General features: G+C 71.4%; 14 protein-coding genes and 1 pseudogene. 14 read left to right on the forward strand and 1 reads right to left on the reverse strand.

Features of this window, described 5'->3' with window-relative positions:
* Positions 1–64: 64 nt before the first annotated feature.
* The 14 genes from ACWCRJ_RS34870 (at position 65) to ACWCRJ_RS34935 (ending at position 15,422) form a co-directional block, all read left to right on the forward strand.
* Positions 65–1,339: an MFS transporter gene (locus tag ACWCRJ_RS34870; RefSeq protein WP_450943033.1), complete on the forward strand. Its 1,275-nt coding sequence runs from the start codon at positions 65–67 to the stop codon at positions 1,337–1,339.
* 385 nt (positions 1,340–1,724) lie between these two features.
* A complete protein-coding gene (locus tag ACWCRJ_RS34875; RefSeq protein WP_450943034.1) occupies positions 1,725–2,552 on the forward strand; it encodes an isocitrate lyase/PEP mutase family protein in 828 nt (275 codons plus the stop codon).
* A 156-nt stretch (positions 2,553–2,708) separates the two neighbouring features.
* Positions 2,709–4,088: a helix-turn-helix domain-containing protein gene (locus ACWCRJ_RS34880; protein WP_450943035.1), complete on the forward strand. Its 1,380-nt coding sequence runs from the start codon at positions 2,709–2,711 to the stop codon at positions 4,086–4,088.
* Positions 4,089–4,257: 169 nt separating this feature from the next.
* Positions 4,258–5,538 carry a lysine N(6)-hydroxylase/L-ornithine N(5)-oxygenase family protein gene (locus ACWCRJ_RS34885; RefSeq protein WP_450943036.1) on the forward strand — a complete coding sequence of 427 codons (1,281 nt, stop codon included), beginning with the start codon at positions 4,258–4,260 and terminating at the stop codon, positions 5,536–5,538.
* On the forward strand, positions 5,538–5,909 hold the full coding sequence (locus ACWCRJ_RS34890; RefSeq protein WP_005484439.1) for a cupin domain-containing protein: 372 nt from the start codon (positions 5,538–5,540) through the stop codon (positions 5,907–5,909). The genes ACWCRJ_RS34885 and ACWCRJ_RS34890 overlap by 1 nt, the downstream gene beginning before the upstream one ends.
* A complete protein-coding gene (locus tag ACWCRJ_RS34895; protein ID WP_450943037.1) occupies positions 5,906–7,444 on the forward strand; it encodes a class I tRNA ligase family protein in 1,539 nt (512 codons plus the stop codon). Before ACWCRJ_RS34890 ends, ACWCRJ_RS34895 begins: the two co-directional genes overlap by 4 nt.
* Positions 7,445–8,518: an FAD-dependent oxidoreductase gene (locus ACWCRJ_RS34900; RefSeq protein WP_179859962.1), complete on the forward strand. Its 1,074-nt coding sequence runs from the start codon at positions 7,445–7,447 to the stop codon at positions 8,516–8,518.
* Complete coding sequence (locus tag ACWCRJ_RS34905) at positions 8,515–9,813, forward strand: ATP-grasp domain-containing protein (RefSeq protein ID WP_450943038.1); 1,299 nt, start codon at positions 8,515–8,517, stop codon at positions 9,811–9,813. The genes ACWCRJ_RS34900 and ACWCRJ_RS34905 overlap by 4 nt, the downstream gene beginning before the upstream one ends.
* Entirely contained in the window at positions 9,810–10,154 is a 345-nt protein-coding gene (locus ACWCRJ_RS34910; protein ID WP_005484431.1) for a hypothetical protein, read from the forward strand. The genes ACWCRJ_RS34905 and ACWCRJ_RS34910 overlap by 4 nt, the downstream gene beginning before the upstream one ends.
* Positions 10,151–11,506: an FAD-binding oxidoreductase gene (locus ACWCRJ_RS34915; RefSeq protein WP_450943039.1), complete on the forward strand. Its 1,356-nt coding sequence runs from the start codon at positions 10,151–10,153 to the stop codon at positions 11,504–11,506. Before ACWCRJ_RS34910 ends, ACWCRJ_RS34915 begins: the two co-directional genes overlap by 4 nt.
* An 18-nt stretch (positions 11,507–11,524) precedes the next feature.
* Positions 11,525–12,031 carry a flavin reductase family protein gene (locus ACWCRJ_RS34920; RefSeq protein WP_450943040.1) on the forward strand — a complete coding sequence of 169 codons (507 nt, stop codon included), beginning with the start codon at positions 11,525–11,527 and terminating at the stop codon, positions 12,029–12,031.
* A 1-nt stretch (position 12,032) separates the two neighbouring features.
* Entirely contained in the window at positions 12,033–13,220 is a 1,188-nt protein-coding gene (locus tag ACWCRJ_RS34925; RefSeq protein ID WP_450943041.1) for an acyl-CoA dehydrogenase family protein, read from the forward strand.
* Positions 13,221–13,274: 54 nt separating this feature from the next.
* Positions 13,275–14,117: a dimethylargininase gene (ddaH, locus tag ACWCRJ_RS34930; protein ID WP_450943042.1), complete on the forward strand. Its 843-nt coding sequence runs from the start codon at positions 13,275–13,277 to the stop codon at positions 14,115–14,117.
* 60 nt (positions 14,118–14,177) lie between these two features.
* Entirely contained in the window at positions 14,178–15,422 is a 1,245-nt protein-coding gene (locus ACWCRJ_RS34935; RefSeq protein WP_450943043.1) for an ATP-grasp domain-containing protein, read from the forward strand.
* 128 nt (positions 15,423–15,550) lie between these two features.
* Here ACWCRJ_RS34935 and ACWCRJ_RS34940 read toward each other — a convergent pair.
* Positions 15,551–16,305: pseudogene (locus tag ACWCRJ_RS34940) on the reverse strand (FUSC family protein); the annotation flags it as partial.
* Positions 16,306–16,398: the final 93 nt, after the last annotated feature.

Consider the following 16,398-nt stretch of genomic DNA (forward strand, 5'->3'; position numbering starts at 1 on the left):
GCGGACCTGACAATGTGTCCGCGCTCCGCTTTCCGGGCGGTCGGGCGTCGACCACGCTGGGCGAATGATTCGTCACAAGTTCATGTGGCCGTGGATGATCGCGGCCATCGGATTCGTCGCGCTGGTCGCGGCGGCTGGGTTCCGGGCGACCCCCGGTGCCCTGGTGGAGCCGCTGCATCGTGAATTCGGATGGTCCAACGGGACCATCGGTTTCGCCATGTCCGTCAACCTCGCCCTCTACGGCGTCACCGCGCCCTTCGCCGCCGCGCTGATGGAACGCTTCGGCGTGCGCAAGGTGACCGCGAGCGCCATGGCCCTGATCGCCCTGGGCAGCGGCCTGACCATCTTCATGACCGCGTCCTGGCAGCTGGTGATGCTCTGGGGCGTGATGGTCGGCCTGGGCGCCGGCGCCATCTCCCTGGGCTTCGTCGCCACGATCGGCACCCGTTGGTTCGTCAAGCAGCAGGGCCTGGTCACCGGCCTGCTCTCGGCGGGCGGCGCCACCGGCTCCCTGGTGTTCCTGCCGCTGGTGGCCAAGCTCTCCGAGGCACCGGGCGGCTGGCGGACCGCGGCGATCGTGGTGGCCGTGGTGGCCTTCTCCACGGTGCCGCTCGTGCTGATCTTCTTCCGTGAGCACCCCGCCGACGTCGGGATCCCGCCGTACGGCGCGGACGAGATCGTCCCCACGCCGCCGCCCGTCAACAACGCGGCACGGCTCGCCATCGACGGTCTCAAGAGCGCCGCCCGCACCAAGGCGTTCTGGTTCCTCGCCATGGCGTTCGCGATCTGCGGCGCCACCAGCAACGGGCTGGTGAACACCCACTTCATCCCCGCCGCCCACGACCACGGCATGCCGACGGTCACCGCCGCCGGGCTGCTCGCCCTGATCGGGATCTTCGACCTCATCGGCACGGTCCTGTCCGGCTGGCTCAGCGACCGCTACGACTCCCGGATCCTGCTGCTCGCCTACTACGCGCTGCGCGGGGTGTCGCTGCTGATCCTGCCGCAGCTGTTCAGCGAGCAGGTCACCGGCTTCATGCTCGTGTTCGTCATCTTCTACGGACTCGACTTCATCGCCACCGTGCCACCGACCGTCGCCCTGTGCCGGGAGTACTTCGGCATGTCGGCGCCGATCGTGTTCGGCTGGATCTTCGCCGCCCACCAGCTCGGTGCCGCCTTCGCCGCCACCGCGGCCGGCCTCACCCGCGACGGCTTCGGCAGCTACGCGCCCGCGTGGTACGTCGCCGGTGCCCTCAGCATCGGCGCGGCGTTCATGTCCGTGTCGATGAAGCGTCCGGCGCCCGAGAAGCCACTGCTGCAGGAGCCCGCGGTCGTTTGACGATCGCGATCCCTCCGCGTCCGCCCGTCCGCTCCGCCCCCTCCGACAGTTCCCTCCGACAGTTCCCTCCGACAGTTCCCTCAGATCCGTCCCCTCCGATCCGTCCCCTCCTCGTCCCTCCCTCCACCTGCACCTCCCCCCTACCTGTCCGTCCCCCTTCCTGTCCGTCCCCTCCCGAACCGGGGTGGCGCCCCGCTGTGCTCCACGGAGGCGCCACCCCGGACTCACGGACGGGTCACGGATCGCACCACGGGTCCCCCCACTGGTCCGGGCCCGAGACCCCGGTCGCGGATCGCGACCTGACGGAGTCACCCCGGTTCCGTCGACCGTAATTCCCGTTTAGGGAAGCATGTTGAGTAGATCCTCTTTTGTGAAAGGTGCCGTCATGGCGAACAATCAGCAGGTCAAGGCCGTCCTCCTCCGCGAACTGCACGAGAAGGGCGTACTGGTGCTGCCGAACGCCTGGGACGCCGGCAGCGCGGCGCTCATCGCCCAGGGCGGCGCCAAGGCCATCGCCACCACCAGCGGCGGCGTGTCCTGGTCGGCGGGCAAGCCCGACCAGCAGGCCCTCACCCGCGACGAGATGACGACCCTGGTGCGCCGCATCGTCGACGCCGTGGACGTCCCGGTCAACGCCGACATCGAGGGCGGGTACGGAGCCGCGCCCGAGGACGTGGCGCAGACCGTCACCGCCATGATCGGGGCGGGCGTCGTCGGCGTGAACCTGGAGGACTCCAAGCCGAGCGGCGAGCTGTTCTCGGCCGAGGAGCAGGCGGCCAGGATCCGCGCCGCGCGGCAGGCCGCGGAGCGCGCCGGGCTGCCCGAGCTGGTGATCAACCTGCGCACCGACGTCTTCCTCTTCCAGATCGGCGCACCCGAGGGCCGGCAGGCCGACGTACTGGCCCGTGCCACGGCCTGCGCCGAAGCCGGGGCGGACGTCCTGTTCGTGCCGGGCCTGCTCGACCTCACGGTGATCGCCGAACTGGTCAAGGGCCAGCCGCTGCCGGTCAACGTCATGGCCGGGCCGGGCGCGCCGACGGTGGCCGAGTTCGAGGCGGTCGGCGTACGCCGGGTCAGCGTCGGCACCGCCATCGCCCAGGCCGCCTACACGGTGGCCCAGCGGGCCGCCGCCGAGATGGTCGGCAAGGGCACGTACGACGTGCTGGCCGACGCGCTCGACTTCGGCGCGGTGAACAGCAGCTTCAACCGCTGAGACCGCGGGAGACCCACGGGAGAACCGCGCGGCCCGAAGACATACCCGCGCACGGGGGCGCGGGTCGGTCGGTGACACCGGACTGGTCCGCCCCTCGCGCTTTCCACAGGTATACGAGCCCATCCGATACGTATACGAGAGATCTAGGGGATGGAAATGGGGAGACCGGAGAAACCGGTGGACGCCGCGGGCGGAGCGGTAGCGGACTTCGCCGGCCGGCTGCGCCGACTACGGATCGAGGCCGGCAGCCCGACGTACCGGGACATGGCCAAGGCCGCCATGTACTCGGCCTCGGTCCTGTCCAGCGCGGCGAACGGGCACCGGCTGCCCACGCTGCAGGTCGCCCTGGCGTACGTGGCCGCCTGCGACGGTGACCGGGAGGAATGGCGCCGGCGCTGGCTGGCGGCGGCCGGCAGCGGGGTCCCGGTGACGCCACCGCGCCCGGCCGCGCCGCCGCCCCCGGAAGCGGCGGCCGGGGCCCTGCCCCCGCAGCCGCAGGGCCTGACGCCGACGCTGCCGAAGCCCTTCCAACTGCCGCCCCGCCCGCAGGGATCGGTGGGCCGCGCCGAGGAACTGGCCCGGCTCGCCGCCGCCCCGGCCGGTCCGGTGCTGATCAGCGGCCCGATCGGTGTCGGCAAGAGCGAACTGGCCCTGCACCACGCGCACGACCTGGCCCCCGACATGGTGGACGGCCAGCTCCACGCCGTCGTCGGTCCGGTGCCCGAGGGAGGGTACGACGTGTCCGCCCTGATCGGCGGTTTCCTCGCGGCCCTCGGGGTGCCCGAGGAGCGAATACCGGTGACGGTGGACCAACGGGCCGGGCTCTACCGCTCGTTGCTCGCCCAGCGCAGGGTGCTCGTCCTGCTGGAGGACGTGTACTGCGAACGGCAGGTCCGCCCGCTGCTGGTCGGCTCCTCCACCAGCACCACCATCGTGGTCAGCCGCTCCTCGCTGCTCGGCCTGCGCGACGTCCAGCGGGTCCGGCTGGAGCCGCTGCCGCGCGCCGACTCCGTCGCCCTGATCGCCCGGGGACTGCCGGAGCGCGCCCAGGCCGACCCGGCGAGCGCCGACCGGCTGGCCGAACTCTGCGGTGACCTGCCGCTGGCGCTGGACATCGCCACCCGCAAGCTGCTCGCCCGTCCCGAACTGTCGCTGCGCGGCGCCGTGGGCCGGCTCGACCGCCCGGAGGCGCTGCTGGACTGGCTGAGCGTCGGTGACCTCTCCATGCGCGAGATCCTCAACTCGGCCCACGTCCAACTCGGCGACCCGGCCTCGGACCTGCTCGACCGGCTGGCGAACCTGCCCCAGCCGGAGCTGCGGGGCGACGAATCAATCCTGGCCGGAGCCGATCAATTGATCGACGAGTTGGTCGAGGCAGGCATGCTCCGGACCACCGAACGGTTCGGCTCGTACCGGCTCGACCCCCTGGCGCGGGCCTTCGTCGCGGACCGCGATCCGGCCCACAACCTGCTGCCTCGTCGTTCGGTGCCGTTCCCCCGCATCCGGCCCAGGGCGGAGGCCCGGCAACTGACCTGACCTTCCGATCAACTCCGGGCCGAGGCCCGTTGATTGTCCGCTCCGGACAAGCCTGTCGATCAACAGCCGACCTCGTTGTACTCGTCCTATCGAACGGATCCGAACAGCACGACGGACCGTTCACCTGCTCGCTCGAACGAGCGGTAGGACGAGTCACGAGAGGCTGAGCATGACTAACCACGAGGTCGAGGTCCTGGCGATCGGCGCCGGCCCCTCCAACCTGGCCCTGGCGGTGGCGATCGAGGAGTCCGGCGCGACCGGGCTGGCGTCCGACACGCTGATACTGGAGCAGCACCACGACGTGGTGTGGCAGCGCAACCTGCTGCTGCCGTTCGCCCGCAGCCAGGTCTCCTTCGTCAAGGACCTGGTGACGCTGCGCAACCCCCAGAGCCGGTTCTCCTTCCTCTCCTTCCTGCACGCCAAGGGCCGGCTCGACGAGTTCGTCAACCTCGGCACCTTCAACCCCTTCCGCCGGGAGATCTCCGAGTACCTGCAGTGGGTGGCCAACTCCCTGGACCACGTGGGAGTCCGCTACAACTCCCGGGCCCAGAGCGTCGCCCCGCGCAAGGCCGACGACGGCACCGTGATCGGCTGGCGCGTCACCCTGACCGACGGCGACACCGTGGACGCCCGCGACCTGGTGGTCGGCACCGGCCGCGACGCCCACATCCCCGCCGAGTTCGCCGGCCTGCCGCACGACCGGCTGATCCACAGCACCCAGTACTCCACCCGTATCGCCCAGTACCCGATCGACCGCCCGGTACGGGTGGTGGTGATCGGTGCCGCGCAGAGCGCCGCCGAGATGTTCGTCGCCGTCCACCAGGACCTGCCGCTCAGTCAGCCGACCCTGGTGCACCGCTCGATCGGCCTGATGAACTACCAGACCAGCAAGTTCGTCAACGAGCTGTTCTTCCCGTCCTTCATCGACGAGTTCCACGGCAGCTCCCCGGACGCCCGCAAGCAGATCCTGGACGAGGTCCACCTCACCAACTACGCGGGTCTGGCGGCTCCGTTCCTCGACGAGATGTACATGAAGCTCTACGAGCAGAAGCTCACGGGCTCGCAACGCTCCGCCGTCCGGTCGATGACCGAGGTGATCGCGGCCCGTGAGGAGGACGGCGAGGTCGTCCTCGAACTGCGCGACCGCAGGACCGGCCGCGTCGAGACACTGCGCTGCGACCTGGTCCTGCTCGGCACCGGCTACGACCAGCGCATGCCAGCGATGGTCCGCAGCCTGGCCGGTCAGGTGGGCGTCGACCACGTCGAGGTGAACCGCCGCTACCGGGTGGACCTCGGCGAGGCCCGCGCCGGTCTCTATCTGCAGGGCTTCAACGAGCGCACCCACGGCATCTCCGACTCGCTGCTGAGCGTGCTCGCACAACGCTCGCACGAGATCACCACCGACCTGCTGGACCGCCGCAGCGTCGGCGCCACGACCGGGGTCCGCTGATGGAGATCCGTCGACTGGACCGCGCCAACCTGACCCCCGCCTACGGCATCGAGGGCGAACGCCTGCAGCCCTGGGACGCGCTCAACGCCCCCTTCGAGGGCGCCTGGTGCGTGGTCCGGGCCGGCGGTGAGTCCACCCCGCACAGCCACCACGAGTACGAGATCTTCATCGCGCTGAGCGGCCGTGCCGCCCTGGTCGTGGACGGCGCCGAGCGCGAGTTCGCCGCCGGCGACATCGTCCACCTGCCGCCGGGCTGCGACCACAAGGTGGTCAACGGCTCCGCCGAGGACTTCGAGTACTACGGGATCTGGTGGGACACCGACATGTCGGAGAGCTTCCTGACCCGCCATCAGAAGGAGAGCACAGCATGAGCAAGCGCGTGGCGGTGATCTCACCCGCCCCGACCGCCAACGGCGACCTGCACCTCGGTCATCTGGCCGGTCCGTTCCTGGCCGCCGACGTCTTCACCCGCTACCAGCGTGCCGTGGGCCGGGAGACCGTGTTCGGCACCGGCGCCCAGGACACCTCCACCTTCGTGGTCACCACCGCCCGTCGGCTGGGCACCACCCCCGAGGCCCTGGTCGCCGACTCCACCGCCAAGATCGAGGCCACCCTCGCCGCGATGGGGATCGCGGTGGACGGTTTCACCCGGGACGAGGAGCGCTTCACCAAGCAGGTGCTGCGGTTCGTCAGCCGGCTCCACGACGAGGGAAAACTGGTCCTGCGGCCCACCCTGTTCCCCTACGCGCCGAGCACCGGACAGTACCTGGTCGACGGCTTCGTCAAGGGCGGCTGCCCGAACTGCCTGGCCGAGGGCTGCGCCGGCCTCTGCGAGAGCTGCGGCCACCCGCTGGCCGCCGGCGACCTGATCGACGCCCGCTCCACCGAGAACCCCGAGGAGGTCCTGGAATGGCATGAGATCCCGGTGCTGGTGCTGCCGCTGGAGGAGTACCGGGGCCGGCTGCGGGAGTACTTCGCCACCACCGGCGCCGCGCTGCGGCCGCACATGGCCCAGGCCGTCGAGGAGATGCTGTCCCGTCCGCTGCCGGACTTCCCCCTCACCTACCCGATCTCCTGGGGCATCCCCGCCCCCTTCCCCGAGGTCGCCGGACAGTGCGTCAACCCCAACGCCGAGACGATGGCCTGGTCCATCTACACCACCGGCCTGTCCGCCGAGACACGCGGCGAGGTGCTGGCCGAGGACGACCAGCTCTGGTGGCCGGAGTCCGACACCGAGGTCGTCTACTTCCTCGGCTTCGACAACACCTTCCCGTTCGCCATCGCCGGCGCGGCCATGCTGCTCGCCCTGCACGACCGGTACGCCCTGCCCGCCGGCTTCGTCACCAACGAGTTCTACGAACTGGAGCACCAGAAGTTCTCCACCAGCCGGGGCCACCTGGTCTGGGGCCGGGAACTCGCGGACAGACTGCCGCGGGACATCGGCCGCTACCACCTGGCCGCCACCAGCCCCGAGAACCAGCGCACCAACTTCGGCTGGTCGGCCCTGGCCGCCGTCACCGGAGCCCGGCTGGTCGAGCCGTGGAACCGGGTGGCCGCCAAGGCCGAACGCTGGACCGGGCAGACCCTGCCGGTCTCCGCCGCCTCCCGTGAGGCCGCCGCCCGCATCACCGAACGGTTCGCCGCCACCTACGAACTCGGCACCTTCAGCCTCGGCCGGGCGGCGGAGACACTCGCCGAACAGCTGGGCCGACTGGACCGCTGGGAGGTGACCGACGCGCAGGCCGGCGACTTCTTCCACCAGGTGGAGACGGTCCTGCGGGGAGCCGCCCCCATCCTGATCGACCTCGCCGAACGCGCCGGCGTCGACACCCGCCTGACGTACGACGACCCGACGACCGAGATCACCGTGGGCCGGCTGCCGCGGCTGGACGGCGAGGCGATGTAGATGGCCACCGACAGACGACGCGTAGTGGTGGTCGGCGCCGGGGTGACCGGACTGCTCTCGGCGGTGCGCTGCGCACTGGCCGGACACCACGTCACGGTCCTCGACCGGGACGCGATCCCGAACCCCGGCTCCACCTCCTTCGACCAGCACCGCGCCGTCCGCGCCCTCGACCTGACGGACCGCGCCGCCTCCCGGCGGGTCGCGGTGGCACACCGCCGCTGGATGGCGCTGGAGGCCCTGACCGGGTCCAAGTTCTACCGCCGGGTGGGCATGATCACCGCCTGGGCCGCCGACGAGGTGGACGAGGTGATGGCCGCCGCGGCCGCCGCCGACCTGCCCGTCAGCGTGGTCGACCCGGACTCCGTACCCCACGTCCGCTTCCCCGAGAACACCGTCGGGGTGCTGGAACGCCACGGCGGCGTCCTGCTCGCCGACCACGCGCTGCAGGTGCTGGTCCGCTGGCTGAACGAGCAGCCGAACGTCACCCTCCGCCCCTGGCAGCAGGTCAAGGCGGTGGACCCGGAGACCGGCCGGGTGTACCTGCCCGACGCGGAGTTCCTGGACTCCGACCTCACCCTGATCGCCACCGGCCCCTGGTCCAAGGACCTGGTCGACCTGCCGATGGTGTTGCACCGGCAGACCCTGGTCTATCTCAAGCCGCCGGAGCAGCTGGCGTCGGCCTGGGAGAACACCCCGGGGATCGGCCGGATCGGCACCTCCGGCCTGGCCTGGCTGCTGCCGCCGGGGGACGGGACGCTGCTCAAGGTCAGCTCGGCCTCGGTCTGCCGCGAGGCGGACGCGGTCACCACCGGCTCCTCGGTGGAGGAACGCCGGTGGGCCGAACAGGTCCTGGCCGAACGGTTCCTGACCGACCCCGACCGCTACAGCGTGATCGCGGTCAAGCGCTGCCACTACCTGGTGGACGCCGAGACCGGCGCCGCCCATCTGGTCAAGATCGGCCCGCACACCTGGGCGAGGACGGCCAGCGGCGGAGACGGCTTCCGTACCGCCCCGCTGGTCGCCGAACGGATTCTCGAAGCACTCACCACAGACTTCCGGGAGGAGACGATATGAGCGCCGAAGACCGCGTGCTGCTGGTGATCGGCAGCGGACTCAAGGTCTACCGCGAGTACCTGATCGAGTCCGCCGCACGCCGGGCGGCCGAGCTGGACCTCAAACTGGTCCTGGTCAACAACCTCAAGCCCACCTGGCAGAACGACTACTTCGACGAGATCACCGTGGCCAACGTGTTCGACCACGACGAACTCCGCGCCGCCGCCAGGGAGATCGCGAGCCGCCGTACGGTCGTCGGACTGTTCTGCTACGACGAGCCGCTGGTGATGCCGGCCGCCGAACTGGCCGCCGAGTTCGGGCTTCCGGGCCTCGGACTGGCCGGCGTGCAGGGCTGCCGCGACAAGCACCGGACCCGGTCGATGCTGACCGCCGCCGGACTTCCCCAGCCCGGCTTCGAGCTGACCGACACCCTGGAGCAGGCCCGCGAGGTGGCCGCCCGGATCGGCTACCCGGTGGTCGTCAAACCACGGGCGCTGGGCGCCTCGATGGGCGTCGTCCTCGCCGAGGACGAGACCCAGCTGGACCGCGCCTATCTGGTCGCCTCCAACGCCAGCCTGGTCGGGGACGAGCCCTTCCGGGGCGGCGCGATCGTGGAGGGCTACGCCCGCGGTCCCGAGATCAGCATCGACGGCGTCGTCCACCAGGGCGAGTACCGGGCGATGTTCGTGGCCCGCAAGGAGACCGGGCACTACCCGTACTTCGAGGAGGTGGGCCATGTCGTGGACGCGGCGGACCCGCTGCTGCGGGACCCGGAACTGATCGACGTCCTGACCAAGGCCCACGAGGTGCTCGGCGTCGAGAACGGGATCACCCACACCGAGGTCAAGCTCACCTCGTACGGCCCGGTGATCATCGAGATCAACGGCCGGCTCGGCGGCGACCTGATCCCCTTCCTCGGCCGGATCGCCACCGGGATCGACACCGGCGAGGTACTGGTGGAGGTCGCGGCCGGGCACCGCCCGGACACCGCCTTCACCCGGCACGAGGTCGCGGGCATCCGCTTCGGCTACCCGGTGGAGGACGCCACCATCCACGCGGTCAGGGTGCCGACCGGACTGCCGGGGCTGGTGACCGCCTCCCCGATGGTCGAACCGGGCACCGAACTGCGGCTCCCGCCCGGCGGATACCTCTCCCGGCACTCCTTCGTGGTCTGCTCCGGCGAGGACACCGGGGCCTGCCGGGAGCGCCTCGCCACCGCCCTCGCGGCCGTCGAACTGGACGCGGACCCGCTGGAGCGCAAGGACGTCGCCGCACGGCTGGAGATGCCGGCCGGACTGCTGGACGCCGACGTATGAGCATCGACTACAACGGCCGCCAGTTCCGAAAACTGGCCGCGGCGGACGGGGTGACGGCCCAGTACCACCAGAAGGACGACCTGGTGTGGGCGGACTTCGCCGGCGGTCTCGTCCGCCGGGGGAGCGTGAACGGGATCTGCGAGCCGGACGGCACCCTCCGCCTCGCCTACACGATGGTGCTGGACGGCGGCGAGGTCATCGCCGGGAGCACCGTCAACACCCCGGAACAGGACATCGAGTTCGGTCTGCTCCTGCGCGAGGAGTGGAAGCGGTACACGCCGCGCTCGGAGACCGGCGTCTCGTACCTGACGGAAGTGACGGAACCGGAGGAAGCGGGATGACCGACTGGCAGGGCCTGCGCGAGCGGGTCGACGGAACGGTGCGGCTGCCGGGGGAGCCCGGCTTCGACGAGAACAGCAGCGCCTTCAACAAGCGCTACGCGGACATCCGTCCGGCCGGGGTGCTCTCGGTGGCGAGCGTCGCGGACGTCGCCCGGGGCATCGCCTGGGCCCGGGAACAGGGGCTGCCGGTGGTGGCCCGCGGCGGCGGCCACAGCTACGCCGGCCAGGCCGCCACCCCGGGACTGGTGCTCGACCTGCACGGCCTGAACGCCGTCACGGTGGACCGAGAGCGGGAACTGGTCAGGGTCGGCGGCGGAGCCCGCTCCGGCGAGCTGTACGCCGAACTCCAGCGCCACGACCTGGCGGTGCCGCTCGGCAACTCGGACGAGGTCGGCATCGGCGGCCTCACCCTCGGCGGCGGCGTGGCCGCGGTCTCCCGGGCCTTCGGCCTGACCTGCGACTCCCTGGTGGAGACCGAGATCGTCCTCGCCGACGGCACGCTCGTGGTCTGCGACGAGACCAACCACCCCGACCTGTTCTGGGCCAGCAAGGGCGGCGGTGGCGGCAACTTCGGGATCAACGTCTCCTTCACCTTCCAGGCCCGCCCGACGGTCGACAGCTCCACCTGTCTGGTGGTGTGGCCGCTGGACGACGCCGAGGCGGTCCTGCCGGTGATGCAGCGCATCATGCGGGACGCGCCGGACCGGTTCGCCGCCCGGATCGGGGTGAGCCGGGCCGGGGACGACGACGGGATCGTCTCGGTGATCGGTCAGCACCTGGGCCCGGCCTCGGAGCTGCGCGCCCTGCTGGCCCCCGCCCTGGCCACCGGCTCACCCTCCACGGTGGAGATCGAGGACCGCGGCTACTGGGAGGCCAAGGACTACCTGCGCCACGAGACCTCGGGGGACCCGTTCGCGGTCCGTACCCGCACGGTCGGCGAGCCGCTCACCGAGGCCGGCGTGGACACCGTCCTGACCGCCCTGCGCAAGTGGCCCGGCAGCGGTAACCCCGACGGCGCCGGTATCGCCCTGTTCACCTGGGGCGGCGCCATCAACCGGGTGCCCGTCACCGAGACCGCCTTCCCCCACCGGGACGTGCTCTTCCTGATCTCCATGGACACCTCCTGGTCCACCGACGACCCCGCGGACGTGCGCCGCGCCAACCTCGACTGGCTGACCGAGCTGCACGCCGCGATGGGCGCCCACGCCCGGGACGCCTCCTACGTCAACTTCGCCGACCCCGACCTGCCCGAGGCCCAGGCCGCCTACTTCGGCCCCAACCTGGCCCGGCTCCGCGAGATCAAGCACCGCTACGACCCCGACCGGGTCTTCACCTTCCGCCAGGCCGTCTAGCACCGAGGAGAAGCCGTCATGTCACCCGATCTGCGCGGCACGATGCGCAACTTCGCCACCGGAGTCTGCGTCGCCACGACCTACACGGACCGCGGGGGCCTTCGCCGCCACGACGCCGTCACACTCAACTCGCTGACCTCGGTGTCGCTCGACCCGCCGCTGGTCTCGCTCTCGCTGCACCGCGACTCCCAGTTCCTGGGCGATCTGCTGGAGACCAAGAAGTGGGCCGTCTCCATCCTGGACAGCGACGCGGAGCCGCTGGCGCGGGGCCTCGCCAAGGGCCGCGACGCCCGCGCCGAGGCCGTCGCCGCCCTCGACGCCAACCCCGGCCCCGCCACCGGAGCCCTGATGCTCGACGCGCAGAGCAGCCTGGAGTGCGTGCTCTGGGACAGCTTCGACCTCGGCGACCACACGATGCTGATCGGCGAGGTGGTCTCCACCGGCGTCCGCGACCAGCAGCCTCCCCTGCTCTTCCTGCACGGCAACTTCCACCAGCTCGCGACCGCCACGGCCAAGGAGTCCTGACATGACGCACACCCAGACGATTCCCAACACCGCCGCCGAGATCCTCGCCGCCTCCCGGGCGCTGGCCCCGCAGCTGCGGGAGCGCGCGGTCGAGATCGAGCAGAACCGCCGTCTGCCCGCCGACGTCGTCGAGCTGATCCGCTCGACCGGCGCGTTCCGGATGGGCTTCAGCAAGGCATGGGGCGGCCCGGAGCTGACCTCGGTCGAGCAGACCGAGGTGGTGGAGGCCCTGGCCTACGGCGACTCCTCGGCCGGCTGGGCCGTGATGATCGGAATGGACTCCGGGCTGTACGCCTCGTTCCTCGACGAGCGGGTCGCCAAGGAGATGTTCCCCCGGCTGGACATGACCACCGCCGGCCTGCTCTTCCCCACCGGCCGGGCCGAGCGCGTCGACGGCGGGTACCGGCTGACCGGGAAGTGGCAGTTCGGCAGCGGCATCACCCACGCCGACTGGGTGATCTCCGGCGCCTTCATCTACGAGAACGGCGAACCCTACCTGGTCGACGGGTCGCACGACTCCATCCTGCTGATGGTGCCGCAGTCCGACGTCGAGATCATCGACACCTGGAACACCACCGGCCTCGCGGGCAGCGGCAGTTGCGACTACGCCATCCACGACGTCTTCGTCCCCGAGGGCCGCACGCTCACCTTCGGCACGGTACGCAATGGCGAGGGCCCGCTGGCCCAGCCCGAGGTGCACATGCGCAACATGCCCGGCGTCCCGCTCGGCGTCGCCCGGGCAGCGCTGGACTGGGTGCGCGAGCAGGTGGTGGCCAAGTCCCCGCCCGGCGGTGGCGGCTGGGCCGACAACTGGCGCATCCAGGTCGGACTGGCCGAGTGCGAGGCCGACTTCAACGCCACCCGTGCCGCGGTCTACGCAGCGATGGAACGCCAGTGGGAGGTACTGGCCGCCGGCGGCACCCTCGACGACCTCACCCCCGACGAGCGCGCCGCACTGCCCCTGTCCCGGGTGCACGCCTTCCGCTCCGCCCGCTCCATCGTGATGCGCCTGTACGACCTGATGCAGACCGCCTCGATCTACAAGCCCAGCCCGCTCGACCGCTGGCTGCGCGACACCATGACGATGTGCCAGCACGTGGTGGCCCAGGACAAGATCCTGCAGTCCGCCGGCGCCCACCTCCTCGGCGCCAGGCCCGCCTTCCCCCTCAGCCTCGGCATCACCGGCTGACCGCGCACCAGCGCCCGGCCGACCCCGTACCCACTTCGAAGGGACACCCCTGTCATGACCGAACTCCTCGCTCCCGCGCTGGAATTGATTGAGCGTCAGACCCGCACCCGGGACTACGTGATGTGCCGCCCCGAGCACTTCGAGGTCACCTACAGCATCAACCCGTGGATGAACCCCGAGAAGCCCACCGACAAGGCGCTGGCCCTCGCCCAGTGGGAGGACCTGCGCGCCCTGTACGTCGAACTCGGCCACCGGGTCCGCACGATCGACGCCGCCCCCGGCCTGCCCGACATGGTGTTCGCCGCCAACGGCGCCCTCGTGGTCGACGGCAAGGCGCTGATCTCCCGGTTCCGCCACCCCGAGCGTCAGGCCGAGGCCGGGTTCTGGGCCGACTGGTTCCGGGGCCGGGGCTATACGGAAGTGGTCCAGGCCGCCTTCACCAGCGAGGGCGAGGGCGACTACGTGACGACGGCACGGGCCGTCCTGGCCGGCAACGGCTTCCGCTCCGACCCCCGCTCCCAGGACGAGGCCCGGCAACTGTTCGGCCGCCCGGTGATCAGCCTGAAACTCGTCGACCCGCGCTTCTACCACCTGGACACCGCCCTGGCCGCCCTCGACGACGACGAGATCGTGTACTACCCCGGTGCCTTCGACGCCGAGAGCCTGCGGGTGCTGGAGAGCCTGTTCCCGAAGGCCGTCCTCGCCGACGAGGAGGACGCCCTGCTCTTCGGACTCAACCTCGTCTCCGACGGCCGCAACGTCATCCTCCCCGAGCCGGCCACCGGCCTGGCGGCCAAGCTCCGCGCCCACGGCTTCCGCACCCACCACGTGGACCTGTCCGAGCTGCTCAAGGCGGGCGGCAGCGTCAAGTGCTGCACGCTCGAACTCCGCCACTGACCCCCGACCCGCGCCCCGGCCCCCCGCCCCGGCCCCCCGTCCCGGCACTGGAGAAGCATCATGACCGAGCAGCAGCCCTGGATCATCGTCGGATACGTCAACATCCTGCCCTACATCAAGGAGTTCGCCCCCAACTCCGTGATCGTCATCGACGAACCGGACGTGATCCGCAAGCAGGACGTCAAGAACGCCCTCGAAGGCGCCGAGATACTCCGCGAACTGATCGAGTGGGAGTACCAGCTCCCCGCCGCCGCGGACGAGTTCTACAACACCTACCCCGACCTCGCCCCGGCCGTGGTCGCCCCGCTGGTCGAGTACGCCACGCCGTTCGCCGCCCGGCTCGCCGAGCGGTACGGCCTGCCCGGAGCGGGCGCCGGCGCGGCCGCCCTCATGCGGGACAAGTCGCTGCTGCGCCGGGTCACCCGGGCCGCGGGTGTCCCCAATCCGGCGTCCCGGGAGGTCACCTCCCCGGACGAGGTACGGGAGTTCGCCGCCGCCCACCCCGGCTCGCTGGTCCTCAAGCCCGCCAACCGGCAGGCGTCCGTCGGCACCAAGGTGCTGCACTCGCTGGACGACCTGGACGCGGCCTGGGAGGAGTGCACCAGCCAGGACGAGGGCGACCGGGTGCCGGACCGGGAGCGCGAACTGCGGATGATCATCGAGCAGTACGTCCGCGGCGCGGAGTACAGCGTCGAACTGCTGGTCAGCGAGGGCGAGACGCTGTTCTCCAACGTCACCGGCAAGCTGCTCTTCCCCGGCCCGCGCCCCATCGAGCTGGGCCACACGGTGCCGGCCGCCGGACTCCCCGCCGACCTGAACGACCTGATGGTGTCCCAGACCGAGGCGGTGCTGCGCGCGGTCGGCTTCGGCAGCGGCATGGTGCACTGCGAGTGGATCGTCAGCGACGGCCGCCCGTACCTGGTGGAGTGCGCCGGCCGGTTCCCCGGCGACGGCATCCCGATGCTGATCGAGGAGGCGTACGGGATCGACCTGGCCGGAGCCTTCTACACGGTCATGCGGGGCCTCCGCCCGGAGCCGCTGCCGCGGAAGGCGGCGGGCGGCGCCGCGGTCCGCTTCATGGAGGCGGCGCCCGGCGAGGTGGTGTCGGTCGACGGCGCGGAGGAGGCGGGCAGGCGGGATGACGTCCTCTCCCTCTCACTGCATCTGAAGCCCGGGGACACCGTGCGTGAACTGCAGAGCTCCTGGGACCGCGTGGGCTCGGTGATGACCAGGGGAGCCACGTCGGCGGACGCCCTGCGCACGGCGGAGGAGACGGCCGACGCGATCCGGATCACCACCGTCTGAACTCCACCGACACCACGCACGCCGATGCGACCGGGGGCCGAACCAGGTCCCCGCTTCGCGTTGCCCGCCCACCGACCGCCGCCGCAGCGGGCGATCTCCAACGCCTCGCCGAGCAGTTCCACGAGCCGCTCGGCGGCCTGCCGCGCGGGCCCCTCCGGCGCCTCGTGCTCCTCGTCCATGCGCAGGACGTCCGTGCTCCCGGGCCGCACCTCGGCGGGAGTGCCGCGGCGGATCGTACGGGTGGCCGCATCCAGGACGTCGGCGGCCGCGTCGAGCAACTCCCGCGCGCGGTCCCGCCCGGGTCCCTCCGCCGGGGCGCCCACGTCCGGGTCGGCGAGTGCGGCGACGACCGGCCGAATGCGGTCCCGGGCCGTCACCTGGCAGCGGGGCGACTCGTGACGTTCCTCCCGCTGCCGGCCGTATGGGCCTTTGCCGCGGGAATGGCGTGGCCGTCGGATCCACCGCCGGGATCGTCGCAGCGACGACGGTCGGCAGCATGCCGGTGACCGTCACCCTGCCCACGAGCGTCGGGCGAGCCCTGGAGCACGCCGGGGTCATCGCGCTCGGGGGCGTGGCGCAGGCCGTGCTGATCCTGGTGTTCCCGATCCGGAGTCAGTAGCCCACGAAGGTGCTGAGCGCCAGGCCCGCGCCCCGCCGAGCGCGATCACCTTGCGTGGACGCCAGGCGCGCTGGAAGGCGGCCCACCCGCGGAGTAGGCGCCGAGGACGGCGGACGGGGCATACGCGGGGGAGGCCAGCCACAGTGCCGGCCCGACGACGATCGCCACCCCGGCGGCCGTGCGCAACGCGAGCAGGGGCTCCAGCAGCGTCTCCCCGATGGTGAGCCCGGATCGCACGACCTCCCGAAGGCCCGCGCCACCTATGTGAGGCTAGCCGGAACGCCCTGTCAGGGCGCGTCGGCCTGGTCGAGGTGCGGCAGCCGTGCGGTGCCGCGGCACGACCGCAGCGGAATATTC

The organism is Streptomyces sp. NPDC002324 (assembly GCF_053593335.1).